The organism is Syntrophothermus lipocalidus DSM 12680 (genome assembly GCF_000092405.1).
GTDB lineage: Bacteria > Bacillota > Syntrophomonadia > Syntrophomonadales > Syntrophothermaceae > Syntrophothermus > Syntrophothermus lipocalidus.
In genome coordinates, this window is record NC_014220.1 from 1083226 (window position 1) to 1098595 (window position 15370).

The following is a 15370-nucleotide window of genomic DNA, read 5'->3' on the forward strand; positions in this document are numbered from 1 at the left end:
AGGAAACACCATAATAATTAGTTTAAACCGAACAGGAGGTGACAGGGATTCAATTTACTTCCATCATAATTGCGGTAGTAGCGTTGATAGCTGGAATCGGAGCAGGATACGTTCTAAGAAGAAATGTAGCTGAAAGTAAGCTCGGTGCTGCGGAAGAAGAAGCCAAGCGGATACTGGAAGAAGCGATAAAGGAAGCTGAAGCGAAGCGGAAAGAAATATTGTTAGAAGCAAAGGACGAAATTCACCGGGCAAGGCAGGAAGCAGAGAGGGACAACCGGGAGCGAAGGCGTGAACTCGACCGAATAGAACGGAGGATAATTCAGAAAGAAGAAACACTTGACAAGAAATTGGAGAATATCGAGCAGAAGGAGCAGATGCTTCGCGAAAAGGAGATCGATATCGAAAAGACCCAGGCAGACTTGCAGGTGATTTTGAGCCAGCAGCTGAAAGAGCTGGAACGGCTTTCAGGGTTATCCTCGGAGCAGGCTAAGGAGCTTTTACTCCGCAACGTAGAGGAACAGATAAGGCAGGAGACTGCTGCCCTGATCAGGGAAGTGGAAGCCGAGGCTCGAGAGGAAGCGGAGAAAAGAGCTCGGGATGTTGTAACCCTTGCTATACAGAAGTGCGCGGCTGACGTAGCTGCTGAAACAACTGTATCGGTGGTTGCGCTTCCCAACGACGAGATGAAGGGGCGTATTATCGGACGAGAAGGGCGCAATATCCGTACCTTCGAGACCCTTACCGGGGTAGATCTGATAATAGATGACACCCCCGAGGCCGTAATCCTGTCTTCTTTTGACCCGATTCGCAGGGAGATAGCGCGGGTAGCTTTAGAAAAGCTTATCGCGGATGGCAGAATTCATCCCGCGCGAATCGAAGAGATGGTAGAAAAGGCGACTAAGGAGATCGAGCAGGAGATTCGAGAAGTAGGAGAACAAGCGGCATTTGAAGTCGGTGTTCACGGTTTGCACCCCGAGATAATTAGACTGCTGGGCAGACTTAAGTACAGGACGAGTTACGGTCAGAACGTACTCAAACACTCGATTGAAGTAGCGCATTTGGCTGGAGTCATGGCAGCGGAGTTGGAAGTGGACGCGGTTTTGGCTAAGAGGGCAGGCCTGATCCACGATATAGGCAAAGCGGTCGACCACGAAGTGAGTGGTTCTCATATCGAAATCGGTGTGGAACTGGCCAAGAGGTATCGAGAAAGTAAAGAGGTACTTCATGCCATTGCAGCTCATCACGGCGACATCGAGCCTGAAACCATCGAAGCGGTTTTGGTTCAGGCCGCAGACGCCATATCGGCTTCACGACCAGGCGCACGCCGCGAGACCTTGGAGGCTTATATCAAGCGGCTGGAGAAGTTAGAGAAGCTGGCAGATTCTTTTTCTGGGGTCGAGAGAGCCTATGCCATCCAGGCGGGTCGTGAGGTGCGTATAATGGTGAAGCCGGAGGAAATCGATGACCTGGCTTCTATAAACCTTTCTCGGGAAATAGCGAGGAAGGTAGAGCAGGATCTCGATTACCCTGGGCAGATAAAGGTTGTAGTCATACGGGAAACCAGAGCGGTGGATTACGCCAAATAAATAGCGAGAATATGGGCCTCAACCAAGAGGCCCTTGTGTTTGTATGTGTTGCATATAAGATGTATATTATGCCGGGAATTAGGTATAATATTTTGGAAATCAGTACCATTGGATTTGAACGCCGGGAAGCGGGATCAAGAGCCCGAGGCCTGGGGGAGGGGTTACATGAACATCTTGTTCATCGGGGATATCGTAGGGAGGCCAGGTCGGAACCTGGTTAAGGTGCTGTTACCCTCTATAATCAGGGAGCATAAAGTAGACTTTGTTATTGCTAATGCCGAGAACGCTGCCGGAGGTAAAGGGATAACCGGCCCTATAAAAGATGAGCTTGTCGGAGCCGGAATTGATGTTTTAACCATGGGCAACCATGTGTGGGATAACAAAGCGGTTTTTGATTTTATCGACAATGAGCCGCGGATCGTGAGACCGGGAAACTATCCGGGAGATTGCCCGGGGCAAGGCTATCATACTTATATTTCGGGAAACTGTACACGCGTTACAGTGGTAAACCTTTCCGGGCGGGTGTTTATGAATAGCCTGGACTGCCCTTTTCGGACCGCGGACCGGATACTGGACGAGGTCAGAGGTACTTCGGACGTCATAATTGTAGATTTCCATGCTGAAGCCACCTCCGAGAAGCAGGCTATGGGATGGTATTTAGACGGGAAGGTATCGGCGGTGATAGGTACTCATACCCATGTTCAGACTGCCGATGAACGAATACTGCCGGGAGGAACTGCCTACATCACAGACGTAGGGATGACAGGACCTATGGACTCTATACTAGGAATGGTCAAGGAGGAAGCTCTACACAAGTTTCTCACCCAACGGCCTGTAAGGTTGACGGTAGCACGTGGCAGATCCCAACTGGATGCGGTTTTGTTGCGCTTCGACCCGGAAAATTTTACAGTCAAAACTATTAAGCGGGTACGTTACTATTCTGAAGAATAATTTACATGTAATATTATCCAAAAGATTTTAAATGCAAAGGAGGAATTAGTTAAAAGGCTTAGAATATAATTAAAGGAGAGCAACCTTTTAGCACCGAACCAACCTAGACTGAAGGAGGTTTTCAAATGGAGGTATTAAAGGTTTCAGCTAAATCAAGCCCAAATTCTGTGGCAGGAGCGTTGGCTGGGGTTTTGAGGGAAAAGGGCGCAGCAGAGATCCAAGCTATTGGGGCCGGGGCTATCAATCAAGCGGTCAAAGCAATAGCTATCGCCAGAGGGTTTGTAGCTCCGAGCGGAATGGATTTAATCTGCATACCTGCATTTACCGATATTATAATAGATGGGGAAGAGAGGACGGCTATCAAGCTAATAGTAGAGCCGCGGTAACAAGGTTGCTTTCGTGACAATTTTGACCTGAAAACCTGCTTGTAACGCAATTATAAGCGGGTTTTTTGTTTTTTAAGGGAGGCATGGGTTTTGGAAATCGTTGATTGTCACTGCGACGTATTGTCAAAGATATGGGAGAACAACGAGAGTTTATATTCGAATCGAGGCCAGTTTGATATCAAAAGAGCCCGGCAATCTGGGGTAATAGTCCAGTTCTGTTCTCTTTTTGCACCGGGGACGGCCGACAGCAGTCTTAGAGCAGTGCTTAACCAGATGGACAAATTCTATGTGGAACTAAATCTTCATTCAGATTCAGTATACTTGCTCAGTTCATTTGGCGATTTCATGGCTCATCGCGACGGGCAGCATATCGGCATAATTCTCCATTTGGAAGGTGGAGAAGCTCTGGGACAGGACCCGGGCTTGTTACGCGTGTTTTACCGTCTGGGCCTGAGGAGCATCGGTTTGACCTGGAACCACCGTAACCTTTTGGCTGATGGGGTGCTGGACGATGCCAGTGGCGGGGGCCTGAGCAGAGTGGGAAGAGAGGTGGTTCGGCTGGCCGAAGAGCTGGGAATCGTAATAGATCTTGCCCACATATCGTCCCGGGCTTATTTCAACGTGTTGGAAATGGTATCGAGGCCGGTTATAGTCAGCCATGCCAACGCGCGGCGTCTGTGTGATCATCCCCGTAACCTCACCGACGAACAGCTAATCAGCCTAGCTCAACACGGGGGAATAGTAGGATGCACTTTGGTGCCTGATTTCATAAAACCGGCGGGAACCGGGCATGACCTGAATGACTTTGTTGACCACATAGTTTACATCAGTGAATTGATCGGGGTAGACCATGTAGGCCTCGGTTCTGACTTCGATGGGGTGGATGAACCGGTATTGAAAGACGTGGGAGAGTGGGGCAAACTCCAAGCCGCTTTAGAGGGAAGAGGATTTTCTGCGGCTGAAGTTGAAAAAATACTACAAAGTAACGCTCTAGGTTTCATAGAACAGGTGTTGCTCTGATTGCAAGGAATAGAGTCTTTGGTTGAAGGGGAACAGAAGATAGTGTTGGACCTGCACGTACACAGTACCGCCTCAGACGGGTTATTGACACCGCCGGAACTGGTAGAAGAAGCTGTTGCCGCCGGTTTAGAAGGCATGGCCTTAACCGACCACGATACAGTGGCAGGCGTGGAAGCGGCGTGGGCATATGCCCGGGCGCGACATTCCTCCTTCTGGTTCATACCTGGCATCGAGATGAATACCGACGTGGGACCGCATGAGGTGCACGTTTTGGGTTACTTCATTGATCCCCGTTATGAGCCGCTTTTGAACCGCCTGGAAGAGATAAGACAAGCCCGCTTCCAACGGAACCTGAAGATGGTAGCGAAGCTGAATGCGATGGGCTACAAGATTTCGGTGGAAAGGGTATCAGAATTAGCCCAAGGGGGACTCATTGGAAGGCCTCATATTGCCCAAGCCTTGATGGAAAAAGGATACGTGTTTTCAATCAGGGAAGCTTTTGAAAAACTCATCGGGCAGGGAAAGCCAGCCTACGTACCCCGTTACAAGTTCTTACCTGAGGAGGCAGTTCAGCTTATTAAGGGAGCAGGAGGGGTACCGGTTCTGGCTCATCCCGGTCTCATCCAGAATGACGACTTGGTTGAACGGTTGCTGACTTTGGGCATGGAGGGCATCGAGGTATATTACCCGGAACACAGCGAGAAGGACATCGAGCGGTACTTGGAAATGGCCCGAAAAGGAGGTTTGTTGATAACGGGCGGATCTGACTATCATGGAACGCCGGAGGAGTACCGGGGGAAACTAGGTTGCTGTGGCGTATCCCGCTCAGCAGCGAAAAGTATTAAAGAAAAGGCCCTGAAATCGAAAACGAACGAAAATATGGAAATCGAGGTTGATGACAAGAAGGAGTCTTACCAAAAACAGCGAATAGACCAATTTAACACGCGAAGTTTAGAATAAGGCGGGCAGTAGGCCAAGTGGTGAGGCAGTCTTTACGGGGGAGGAGAGGTTTAAATGACGGGTGTGGGCATAGTCGGAGGAGGCAAAGGCGGTACCTCGATTCTTAGGGCGTTTTTCGGTATTGAGGCATTCAAGGTGGTCGGGGTGTGTGACGTTAATCCTAATGCTCCAGCTCTGCAACTGGCCCGGGAGCAACGAGTTCCAGTTTACACCGATATGGAAGCGCTTTTGAAACAACCCGGGCTTGATGTTGTGATCGAAGCAACTGGTAGCGATAAAGTGCGGCAAATGATATACGAGAAAAAGAGCGACGCCTGTGCAGTAATCGATTCCAATATCGCCAATCTTTTGATGACCTTGACCGAAGCGCATGAGGAAATAGTCAGAAGGGCCAACAGTAAGAAGGAAGCTTTCAAAACTTCAGCTCCATTCTTAACCCAGACTTACGAAGGCGGCGTCGTTTATTTTACTACGGATTTGGAGCGTTATGACTTCGTCATGGCTAAGGACCTGGATATCCCAGGGGTCAAGGTTGGCGAGAGGCTTTTGCAGGGAGGGTACGTTCAACAGTGTATAAGCACCGGTAGGCAGGCGAAAGGGGTCGTAGACCCCAAGGTGTATGGGATAGCCTTGAAGATATGGGTCAACCCGCTGTTTGCCGATGACGGGTCAGACCGGGTAGTGGGTACATACGGGGTTATGATACCTAAGGTACACCCCGTAGCCAAAGCTTTCGATATTTTCGCGCCCATCGTTATCCAATCCAACGTCGAAGGTGCTCAGGTAATGATGACTGACCTGGAAAAGATCACTCACAGCATGGCAAGCGACAGGTTCAGCATCAAAGAGATGACCGTCGGGACTCCTATCAGAGAAGGAGATGCCGGATGGAAGGTAATAAAGGCGAGATCCACGGTAGTGGACGAAATCGCAACCAAACGTTATGGCAACTTCAGGATAATAGGTATTCCTTTGTTCGATGAAGAAACCGACGAATTGATTGGGACCTTCGGCATAGCCACGCCCCGGATGCTGGCCCATAACCTCAGGGAAATGGCGGCTAATCTGAAGACCAATGTTCAAGAAATCGCCAGCGTGATGGAAGAAATAGCGGCATCGGCCAGTGAGATAAACGTCAACGAAAGCAATCTGGCGGAGACGATAAAAGATGTGCAGGGCATTTCAGGACAGATCAACGAGATATTGAACTTTATCCGTAGCGTAGCCGACCAGACCAAGATGTTGGGATTGAACGCTGCCATAGAGGCAGCCCGGGCCGGAGAGCACGGGCGCGGCTTCGGGGTAGTGGCAGAAGAGATACGAAAGCTGTCCGACCAGTCGAAAGAGACGGCGGAACAGATCCGGAAGTTGACCCGGGAAATCGAGGACAAGGTAGCAAAAGCCGGAGAAGCCTCGGTAAACAGCGTCAGACAGAGCCAGGAACAAGCGGCAGCTACCGAGGAGGTCACGGCTTCGGTCATGGAAATGGCGAGTATGGCGGAGAAACTGACTGAGATGGCTAAGTCTTTGTAAAGCGGTGGAATGGTTGGGTGCATAAAGATCAAAAAGGAGCCTCAGACGAGGCTCCTTTTGATTTGAGGGGTAAAGCACCGGTCTAAATATGAGAAATAGCAGGACTTATGTCGCATTTTCGCCACGGGGCCGGAGCCAGAGGAGGATATACGAAAAAGACGTAGAATTTACAGGTAGCAATCAAAATTGGAAGAAAGGATTTTGTAAGTAATGAAGAAGTGGTTTTTGGGGATGATTATTGCTTTTTGTCTGACTCTTACGTGGGGACCGGTGGTTCTTGCTAGCCAGTATTACGTGGTTAAATCGGGAGATTCCCTGTGGGGAATAGCCAAGAAGTATGGGACTTCGGTTGATAAACTGATTGCTTTGAACAATCTGAAGTCAGAACGGTTACAAATCGGGGACAAGCTACGATTACCGTCAGCAACGAGTGAAATTTCCAGTGCAAGCACACGCAATCCGGTTAGTCGAGGAAGCAATAGGAGTATCTCTACTAAGGAATATGTGGTGCAGAAAGGAGACTCGCTCTGGTCCATCGCCCGCCGTTGCGGGACGACGGTTCAGGAACTGATGAGACTGAACGGGTTACAGTCGGACAAGTTGAAACCGGGAGATAAGCTGGTGGTTACCGCTAATGTGGCCGCTACTACTTCACCCGTTGTTGCCAAAACCGCAGTACAACAGCCTCCGGCCCGGGGGTCTGAAGCGGGGGTGGCTTTAGCCCGTAATATCGTAAATACGGCTATGCAGTACCTGGGAACACCTTACCGTTATGGAGGAACTACGGCGGCTGGCTTTGATTGCTCGGGGTTCGTAATGTATGTCTTCGGACAAAACGGCGTAAGCTTGCCTCACAGTTCAATAGCCCAGGCTAACCTCGGAGTTGCGGTAGACAGGGCCGAGCTTGCTCCTGCAGACCTGTTGTTCTTTACGACCGGGGGATCTAGCCGCATCAATCACGTGGGGATTTATATAGGGGACGGCAAGTTCGTTCATGCCAGTACCAACAAGGGCATAACTATTACCAGCCTCAGCGATGACACCTACGCTTCTGACTATGTGGGAGCCAGGAGGGTGTTACCTTGAATCCCGGTGCCCGGGTAGTTTTACCAAAGCGCTGATGTTACAAACGGTAACAGTAAAGGTATGTCAGCGATGGATCGGAGCCACGTCCGTCTAGGAGTGGCTCTTTCTTTTGGTTATCAAGGAGCGTTTAGCGGTTCAGGCAATTGATATTAGTTGTACTCGAAAGGGAAAACTAGGCTCGAAAGGAGGGAGGCCGATGGACTACAGTGAGAGTATGTTCAAAGGTAAGGGCCGGTATCCTCCCTGGAGCATGCGCCCTTCCTTGAAAGAGATGACCGAGGAACTCGGCATCGACCATGACGCTTTGGTAAATTGTTTCCGAAACGACTGTTCAAGCCAAGAAATAGCAGTTCGTTTTGGTATCAACCCGGAAACGGCCGAAAGGCTTAAGGATCACTTCTTAAGATATGGTATAGGTTCGATAATGGGCGGCGACTAAATTGCTGCCCATTTTTTTGGTCGATGCGATACTGGTTGACAACTGTGTTATAATATAACACAAACTTCAGGAAGGAAGGGCTGATATGATGGATAGGTTTGTGAAAGAAGGACTCACTTTCGACGACGTTCTCCTGGTGCCGGGGCCTTCCGAGGTTTTGCCGAGAGACGTAGATGTTTCTACGCGCCTGACCCGAGTCCTCAAACTGAATATTCCCATCATGAGTGCGGGCATGGACACAGTTACCGATGCCAGAATGGCAATCGCTGTTGCGCGCGAGGGCGGCATAGGTGTTATTCATAAGAACATGTCGATCGAAGCACAGGCCAAAGCGGTGGACCGCGTCAAGAGATCTGAACACGGCGTCATAAGCGACCCTTTCTCCTTAAGCCCCCGGGATAAGGTCCGGGATGCCATCCGCATCATGGAAGAGTACCATATTTCCGGGGTGCCGATAACCGAAGGGACGCACCTGATCGGGATAATCACGAACCGGGACATAAGGTTCGAAGATGACTGGGACCAGGAGATAGGTGAGGTGATGACCAAAGAAAACCTGATTACCGCTCCGGTCGGCACGACCCTGCACGAAGCCCGCGAGATACTGCGAAGGCATAAGGTGGAAAAACTCCCATTGGTCGACGAAGACTTCAATCTCAAGGGATTGATCACGATCAAAGACATCGAGAAAGCCCGCAAGTACCCGAATTCTGCTAAGGATGCGCGAGGAAGGCTCTTAGCCGGGGCAGCGGTGGGAGTGAGCGCCGATACCATGGAAAGGGTTGAGGCCTTGTACAAAGCCGGTGTGGACCTGATAGTGGTGGATACCGCCCATGGTCACTCTCGTGGGGTCATCGAGACGGTAAAGGCCATCAAGCGAGATTGGCCTGAACTTCAGGTCATGGCCGGTAATGTAGCCACAGCCGAGGGAACCGAGGACCTGATTAAGGCCGGTGCTGATGCGGTTAAGGTCGGGATAGGGCCGGGATCAATCTGCACCACCAGAATCGTAGCCGGTATCGGTGTGCCGCAGATTACGGCTGTATACGATTGTTCTCAGGTGGCACGGCGCTACGACATACCCATTGTAGCCGATGGTGGCATCAAGTATTCGGGGGATATTACCAAGGCATTAGCTGCCGGTGCAGATGTAGTGATGCTGGGCAACCTTTTGGCAGGCACTGAGGAAAGCCCCGGTGAAGTTATAATCCTGCAAGGGAGAAGCTACAAGGTATACCGGGGTATGGGATCCTTAGGGGCCATGGTTCAAGGGAGTAGCGACCGCTACTTCCAGGAAAACGAACCCAAGCTCGTACCCGAGGGAATTGAGGGACGGGTACCCTACAAGGGACCGGTTTCGGAAACTATATTCCAGCTGGTAGGTGGATTGAAGGCAGGCATGGGCTACTGCGGGGTTAGGAATATCGAAGAACTCAAAACGAAGGCGCGTTTCATCCGTATTACCAATGCCGGGTTGGTGGAAAGCCATCCCCATGATGTCATAATCACGCAAGAGGCCCCGAATTATAAAGTGTAGTTCTGCGGTTGGCGGCAACATCAAGGTCTGTTAATACGTGTCTATCGTAGTAAATTGGGCTCCTTTCTGGATCGGTGTCGGGGCAGACGACCCTCACGACACCTGGTGGCGTCAGCAGTAGAGGGTGAAAACCTCGAGTTCTCTAACGGTAACTTAGAAAATCTTCGATTAAAGAATCTGTGTTAATCTGTAACCATCTGTGTGCATCTGTGGCTAGTTTCCGGGGCAGGGGAAGTGTAGAATGTATCACGAAACTGTTCTGACCGTTAGGTACGTTGAGACCGATAAGTTCGGCATCGCCCACCATTCAAATCACATAATCTGGTTCGAAGTAGCCCGAACCTCCTTATTGAGAGACATAGGCCTTCCGTATAGCCGGATGGAGTCTGAGGGTGTCTCGTGCCCTTTATTGGAAACCCGCTGTCATTATCGCCACCCTGCTCGGTTTGAGGATACCTTGGTGGTAAGAACTGTGATTACGGAGATGAGTCCCGTAAAGATAAGGTTTGCCTATGAGATAGTTGAAGCCGAACACGGATACTCGATTGCATCCGGTGAAACCTTGCATGCTTTTGTAGATGGCGCGACGGGCAGACCTATTCGTCTCAACCGTTTCCGACCTGAGATGTGGGGATTGCTAACTAAACGGAGCCGTCCCTATTTTACCAGTACCGGGGGCCAGTAAGGATGGATATTATGGAGATTTTTGGGCTCTTTTTCCTCCAGATGCTGATGTGTGTAGTAATCGGTACGGGCATGGGGGCTATGACCAAGTCGCGAACCAAAAGCACTGGGCCCCGTACCATGATACTGATTACTATCGGCGCTGCCCTGGTGACTATCGTTTCGGCGGAATTTTTCAAAGGATTAGGAAACCCCTGGTTTGCAGATCCAGGCCGTATAGCGGCTCAAGTGGTATCGGCCTTGGGGTTTATGGGTACGGGTTTGATCTGGATTACTGACAGCCGAGAAATGAAACGGCTGTGGACAGCAGCTGCGGTGTGGGTCAGCGCAATCCTAGGTATGTTAATAGGTATGGGGCGTCTATTGCTTTCAGGTGCGGTTTTGATCATGGTCATCGCCGTGGTATTCGGTTCAGACTATTATGTTCATTACAGAGATAATTCTAGCCGTTGATTTCCTACCTCGGCTCGTTCACTCTTGAACTTTCCTTCTTTTTGCCTCTTCAAAATTACCGCGAGTCTGCGTTAATCAGCGTCTAAAACAAATCTTCGCCAGAAAATGCCAGGAAAGCAGTGACCCTGATACGGGCAAAATACCTTCGAAAACGTGGTACCAACAGCAGCAAAGGGGGAAAGGACCATCTTCTTCCGGCGCAAGGCATTGGAAAACAGGACATCCAGTGGTCCGAAACAGGTGCCGCTCCCGCACGACTTTGAAGAGATCAGCTCAAGCTTAAAAGAGAACGAGGAGCGCCTGCGGCACGAGTTTGCCAATACAACGGATATAGTTTTCCGCCAGTTTTACGTAGCGGGCATAGGCTGCCTGGCAGTTTGGGTGGACGGACTGATAAATAATCGTGTCAGTCACGATATTTTTCGCTCCCTAATGCTGGACGTGCCGCGGGATGAAGTACGTAAAGTTGCGCCCCGGGAGCTAGTAGACTGGCTCAACCAGCATTGTCTCCCCTTTTATTCAACTTCCCGGGTAATCGATATGGTAGAACTCAAGAGATGGGTTCTGATGGGCAAAATGGTGATGTTGATTGATGGATGCCCGGTGGGACTCATGCTGGATGCCGAGTTGCCTCCTTTGCGAGGCATGACGGAGCCGGTTTTGGAGTCGGTGGTCGCCGGACCGCGGGACAGTTTTCTTGAACCGTTAAGGATCAACACGGCCTTGATCAGATCCCGGCTGGGAGATGTGCGGCTCAAGTCGGAAAACTTCATTCTAGGCCGGAGATCTAACACCCTAGTAACCCTCATGTACGTGGAGGACCTGGCCAGGCCATCGGTCATAGACGAGGTACGGGAGAGAATCAAGAGGGTGGATATCGACGGGATACTCGATAGCTCGGTCTTGAAGGAAATAATCCAGGACCGCCCCTACACCTTGTTCCCTTTAATAAAGACCAGCGAGCGCCCTGACAAAGTAGCAGCCGACTTACTGGAAGGCAGGTTTGCCATCATCGTCGACGGCAGCCCTCAAGTCCTGACTGCACCTACTTTGTTTCAAGAATTCCTGCAGACTGCGGAAGACTACTACATGAATCCTGTGGCCACTTGGCTCATTCGCATGCTGCGTTACCTAGCTCTGTTGGTAGCCAGCTCTCTCCCCGGCTTCTATGTGGCTATTACAACCTTCCACCAGGAAATGATACCTATACCTCTGGTTTTTTCGATAGCAGGGGCCCGGGAACTGGTGCCTTTTCCCGCTTTCGTAGAAGCTCTGGTTATGCTCGTTACCTTCGAACTTTTATGGGAAGCAGGTGTGCGCCTACCCCGGGTAGTGGGCGCAGCGGTGAACATAGTAGGGGCTTTAATACTGGGACAGGCCGCAGTGCAGGCCGGTTTGGTTTCGCAGGCCCTGGTCATAGTCATAGCCGGGGCTGCCATATGTAACTTCGCATTGGGTTCAGGCTATGAACTGGCATCCGGGATCAGGTTGGTCCGGTTGGTCGTGCTGTTGGCGGGAGCGGTACTGGGACTGTACGGCATTGCTTTGTGCTTTCTGGCGTTCTTTATCCACATGGTCGGGCTGAGGTCATTTGGGGTACCTTACATGGCACCCTGGGCTCCCCTAAGGTTGCGGGAAATGAAAGACGCTGTCTACCGCGCTCCCTGGTGGGACATTAAGGCCCGTCCTGAACTAATCGCAGGGGAAGATCTCACTAGGTCCCAAACCCCGCCTCCTCAGGCGCCTAAACCTAACCCCAGGACTTCTCCATAGTGTTGACATAAATCTCGTGTCCGCCACGAGGGGTAGCCACAGATACACACAGACCCGGCACTCAGCTCAAGTCTTTGGTTAACGTGTAGCGTTTTCGGGACGTGCTGCCATGTTACAACTTCAGCCAGAGCTGAGTGCCGGGCAGATGAACACAGATTTTCCTTGGTTGAAGATTTTTGCGGTCACCGTTGGATAAACCGAAGTTTTCATTGTCTAATGGCGACACCGCTAGGAGTCACCATTAGAGAACGAAAAATCTGTTCAAAGTAGTGACCGGAGATATTCTTGAGTTAAAAGGAATATCTGTGTTTATCGCTATAAATCTGTGGCCATCTGTGGCTACTCTTCAAGACCGACGGGAGGTAAGTGATGGAGACCGGCAGGATTTCTGAACGGCAGCTGGCTTGGCTGATGACGACTGCTTTGCTGGCAACGGTCATATACTTCGTGCCGCAAATCGCAGCCCGGTCCGTGGAGCAGGATGCCTGGCTCACGGCTGCAATCGCAACCGTTTGGGGCATTATCAACGTGCTGGTCATCATGGCTCTGGGCCGCCTTTTCCCCGGATTAACCCTGCTCGAGTATATTCCGTTGATCATAGGGAAACCGATGGGAAAGCTCTTGGGCGCTCTATACGCGGTTTGGTTTTTGCTGATTGGGGCTTTTGTTTTGCGGGAACTGGGAATGCTTTTGAACATAGCGGTTATGCCCGAGACCCCGACTGCTGTGTTTACAGTGACGGGAATCGCTTTGGTCTTTTACGCCGTACGTAGCGGATTAGAGGTCTGGACTCGGGTAAACGAGGTGCTCTTGCCGATAATCCTCCTTGCCATTATTGCCGTTATCGTACTTCCTGTCCCCAGTATGGATTTTAGGCGCCTGCTGCCCATAGCTGATCACCCTATAGGGGCTTTGCTTGCATCGTCTTTCGTTTCTGCTTCCTGGCGAGGAGAAGTCTTTATGGCATCTATGTTTTTGCCGGCCTTGAGCGGCTTACAGCGTTCTACCCGTAACCTGGTGCTGGTTGTTGTCCTGGTGGGGCTTATCTTAGCGGCTATAGAAGTTGCAGCAGTAGCTACTTTCGGCGGGGTCCAAACCGGACAGTTGGAGCTCCCGGTTTTCTCGCTAGCCAGAATGATCAACTTGGGCAAAGTCTTGGATCGGGTGGAGGTACTGATCGTGTTTACCTGGATTTTAGGGAACTTCGTCAAGTTATGTATTTTCATGTACTGTTTCGTTTTGGGCACATCGCAGCTGGTGGGATGCAAGCAATACCAGTTCCTGCTGTTTCCGGCTGCCGTTTTGTTTGTGGCCCTGGCGGACAACGAGCTACAAAGCGTGGCCGAGTTTACCGATTTTTTGACCAATGTCTGGGCAGCCTATGCACTGCTGTCTTTCGAGTTGGTGATTCCTCTCTTTTTGTATGTGGTAGCCTGTTTGCGTTTGCGGTCTAAACGGAGGGCAACATGAGAAGACACGTATCTGTCGTCCTGGCAGTGTGCTTGCTGTTAACCGGTGGTTGCTGGGACCGAAGGGAGATCAATGAATTAGCTTTGGTAGTCGCGGTGGCAGCGGACGTGGTTAGAGAAAAAGGTCAAGAGGAGGTCATGCTCACTTTACAGATAGCCAACCCTGTGGCTCTGCTTCCCGGACAGGGAGGTGGAGGTGGGGGATCTGCGGCCAAAGCCTTTTGGACAATAACGGGAAAAGGTCAATCGGTTCGCGATGCATCAGTTGCCATGTTGAACAAAATACCGAAAAAACTGTTTTACGGGCAGGCCCGGGTCTATGTCATCGGAGAAGATGCGGCTAAGAGCGGTATTGCCCGTTTCTTGGACCGGCCTCTAAGAGACAGGTCAACCCGGCGCAACATGTACCTGGCAATTGCCAGAGGCTCGGCTAAACAAGTGATGGAGGTTGAAATGCCGACTTTCAGGGCTACCGGCATTGCCATAAGCAACATTTTCGACTTAGAAGGAGGGCATGAAGCAATCCTGCCTGTAACCCTGAACGATTTTGTGTACTGGCTAAGCACCGGCTCCACTTGTCCTGTGGCGCCGGCAGTGTTGGTTATGCCTCAAACCAGCGTGAGCTCCGAGGACCTAAAGGTCCCGGGCAAGACTCCCAAAGCCATAGAAGTATCGGGCCTGGCGGTCTTTGATAATAAACAAGGGCGGTTACTGGGATTTTTCAATGAAAAAGAAACTGCAGGCTTGATGTGGGTATTGGGCAAAGTAAAGGAAAGGGAAATAACCGTTCCTTGTTCAGGAGGGACAGGTAAGCAGGCTGTTGTGTTGACAGTTGTGAAAAGCGAGAGCCGGATTGTGGTTGACAGAGATTCAGCAGGTTCGCCGGTGTTTTTCGTGAAGATCAGGACTCTCTGCAATTTAGCAGAAAACTTTGGAAGCCGAGAGGAAGCTATGATGCCTTCGGATCTTCAAGAATTAGAGGTTTGCGCCAACAGCTGCATAAAGCAGGAAATCATGTCAGCCCTGCATCGGGCCCGGGTTTGGAAAGCAGATGTCTTTGGATTCGGGGAAGAATTAAGAAGGCAAGACCCGGACCAGTGGAGAAAACTTGCCGCTTCCTGGGGGGAGATGTTTCCGGGGATCAGGGTAGAAGTTGAAACCAAGACCACGCTACGGCAGCGCGGGCTGTCTATAGAAGCTCCGGGCGCCCGTAAGGGGGAACGTTGATGAAGGTTGTTTTGGCGGTTCTGGCCGTGTTAGTTTTGGCTTTGATCGAAGGAAGTTTTGGGCACTTGTATAAAAACAAGCTGTGGAAAGAGATGACGGTGTACACTCTTCTCATAATTGCGGGGTTGGGCATAATCGTAATGGACATAGTCTATGTGAGTCCCTTCCGGGTAACAAAGGTCATCGACCTGGTTTTCCGGCCATACTTTGCCGCAGTCAAGAGTCTATTGCTGCGGATTTAGAGAAAGAACAAAGAGGCTCGAGGC

15 protein-coding genes are annotated in these 15370 nt (G+C 50.8%); all 15 read left to right on the forward strand.

Features of this window, described 5'->3' with window-relative positions; all coding sequences use genetic code 11:
* The first annotated feature begins 47 nt into the window (after positions 1–47).
* The 15 genes from rny (at position 48) to SLIP_RS05260 (ending at position 15346) form a co-directional block, all read left to right on the forward strand.
* Positions 48–1586 carry a ribonuclease Y gene (gene rny / locus SLIP_RS05190; RefSeq protein ID WP_041433436.1) on the forward strand — a complete coding sequence of 513 codons (1539 nt, stop codon included), beginning with the start codon at positions 48–50 and terminating at the stop codon, positions 1584–1586.
* 165 nt (positions 1587–1751) lie between these two features.
* Complete coding sequence (locus SLIP_RS05195) at positions 1752–2537, forward strand: TIGR00282 family metallophosphoesterase (RefSeq protein ID WP_041433437.1); 786 nt, start codon at positions 1752–1754, stop codon at positions 2535–2537.
* A 125-nt stretch (positions 2538–2662) separates the two neighbouring features.
* The gene (locus tag SLIP_RS05200) at positions 2663–2923 is read left to right on the forward strand and encodes a stage V sporulation protein S (protein ID WP_013175234.1); all 261 of its coding nucleotides are present in this window, start codon (positions 2663–2665) and stop codon (positions 2921–2923) included.
* Positions 2924–3013: 90 nt separating this feature from the next.
* Positions 3014–3943, forward strand: a complete 930-nt coding sequence (locus tag SLIP_RS05205) for a dipeptidase (RefSeq protein WP_013175235.1) — start codon at positions 3014–3016, stop codon at positions 3941–3943.
* Positions 3944–4903 carry a PHP domain-containing protein gene (locus tag SLIP_RS05210; protein ID WP_013175236.1) on the forward strand — a complete coding sequence of 320 codons (960 nt, stop codon included), beginning with the start codon at positions 3944–3946 and terminating at the stop codon, positions 4901–4903.
* 54 nt (positions 4904–4957) lie between these two features.
* The gene (locus SLIP_RS13000; RefSeq protein ID WP_013175237.1) at positions 4958–6436 is read left to right on the forward strand and encodes a methyl-accepting chemotaxis protein; all 1479 of its coding nucleotides are present in this window, start codon (positions 4958–4960) and stop codon (positions 6434–6436) included.
* A 210-nt stretch (positions 6437–6646) separates the two neighbouring features.
* The gene (locus SLIP_RS12000) at positions 6647–7522 is read left to right on the forward strand and encodes a C40 family peptidase (protein ID WP_013175238.1); all 876 of its coding nucleotides are present in this window, start codon (positions 6647–6649) and stop codon (positions 7520–7522) included.
* Positions 7523–7718: 196 nt separating this feature from the next.
* Complete coding sequence (locus tag SLIP_RS05225; RefSeq protein WP_013175239.1) at positions 7719–7961, forward strand: hypothetical protein; 243 nt, start codon at positions 7719–7721, stop codon at positions 7959–7961.
* Between the two features lie 85 nt (positions 7962–8046).
* The gene (gene guaB / locus SLIP_RS05230) at positions 8047–9498 is read left to right on the forward strand and encodes an IMP dehydrogenase (RefSeq protein WP_013175240.1); all 1452 of its coding nucleotides are present in this window, start codon (positions 8047–8049) and stop codon (positions 9496–9498) included.
* 241 nt (positions 9499–9739) lie between these two features.
* On the forward strand, positions 9740–10183 hold the full coding sequence (locus SLIP_RS05235) for an acyl-CoA thioesterase (RefSeq protein WP_013175241.1): 444 nt from the start codon (positions 9740–9742) through the stop codon (positions 10181–10183).
* 2 nt (positions 10184–10185) lie between these two features.
* Positions 10186–10635 (forward strand): MgtC/SapB family protein, encoded by a 450-nt coding sequence (locus tag SLIP_RS05240; protein WP_013175242.1) that lies wholly within the window; start codon positions 10186–10188, stop codon positions 10633–10635.
* 240 nt (positions 10636–10875) lie between these two features.
* Complete coding sequence (locus SLIP_RS05245) at positions 10876–12408, forward strand: spore germination protein (protein ID WP_169303748.1); 1533 nt, start codon at positions 10876–10878, stop codon at positions 12406–12408.
* A gap of 369 nt (positions 12409–12777) precedes the next feature.
* The gene (locus SLIP_RS05250) at positions 12778–13878 is read left to right on the forward strand and encodes a GerAB/ArcD/ProY family transporter (protein ID WP_013175244.1); all 1101 of its coding nucleotides are present in this window, start codon (positions 12778–12780) and stop codon (positions 13876–13878) included.
* Positions 13875–15104 (forward strand): Ger(x)C family spore germination protein, encoded by a 1230-nt coding sequence (locus tag SLIP_RS05255; protein ID WP_013175245.1) that lies wholly within the window; start codon positions 13875–13877, stop codon positions 15102–15104. The genes SLIP_RS05250 and SLIP_RS05255 overlap by 4 nt, the downstream gene beginning before the upstream one ends.
* Entirely contained in the window at positions 15104–15346 is a 243-nt protein-coding gene (locus SLIP_RS05260) for a hypothetical protein (RefSeq protein ID WP_041432762.1), read from the forward strand. The genes SLIP_RS05255 and SLIP_RS05260 overlap by 1 nt, the downstream gene beginning before the upstream one ends.
* Positions 15347–15370: the final 24 nt, after the last annotated feature.

Coding starts and splice junctions, on each gene's coding strand:
- SLIP_RS05195 (WP_041433437.1), top strand. CDS start 1,752: ATGAACATCTTGTTCATCGGGGATATCGTAGGGAGGCCAGGTCGGAAC.
- SLIP_RS05200 (WP_013175234.1), top strand. CDS start 2,663: ATGGAGGTATTAAAGGTTTCAGCTAAATCAAGCCCAAATTCTGTGGCA.
- SLIP_RS13000 (WP_013175237.1), top strand. CDS start 4,958: ATGACGGGTGTGGGCATAGTCGGAGGAGGCAAAGGCGGTACCTCGATT.
- SLIP_RS12000 (WP_013175238.1), top strand. CDS start 6,647: ATGAAGAAGTGGTTTTTGGGGATGATTATTGCTTTTTGTCTGACTCTT.
- SLIP_RS05225 (WP_013175239.1), top strand. CDS start 7,719: ATGGACTACAGTGAGAGTATGTTCAAAGGTAAGGGCCGGTATCCTCCC.
- guaB (WP_013175240.1), top strand. CDS start 8,047: ATGATGGATAGGTTTGTGAAAGAAGGACTCACTTTCGACGACGTTCTC.
- SLIP_RS05235 (WP_013175241.1), top strand. CDS start 9,740: ATGTATCACGAAACTGTTCTGACCGTTAGGTACGTTGAGACCGATAAG.
- SLIP_RS05240 (WP_013175242.1), top strand. CDS start 10,186: ATGGATATTATGGAGATTTTTGGGCTCTTTTTCCTCCAGATGCTGATG.
- SLIP_RS05250 (WP_013175244.1), top strand. CDS start 12,778: ATGGAGACCGGCAGGATTTCTGAACGGCAGCTGGCTTGGCTGATGACG.
- SLIP_RS05255 (WP_013175245.1), top strand. CDS start 13,875: ATGAGAAGACACGTATCTGTCGTCCTGGCAGTGTGCTTGCTGTTAACC.
- SLIP_RS05260 (WP_041432762.1), top strand. CDS start 15,104: ATGAAGGTTGTTTTGGCGGTTCTGGCCGTGTTAGTTTTGGCTTTGATC.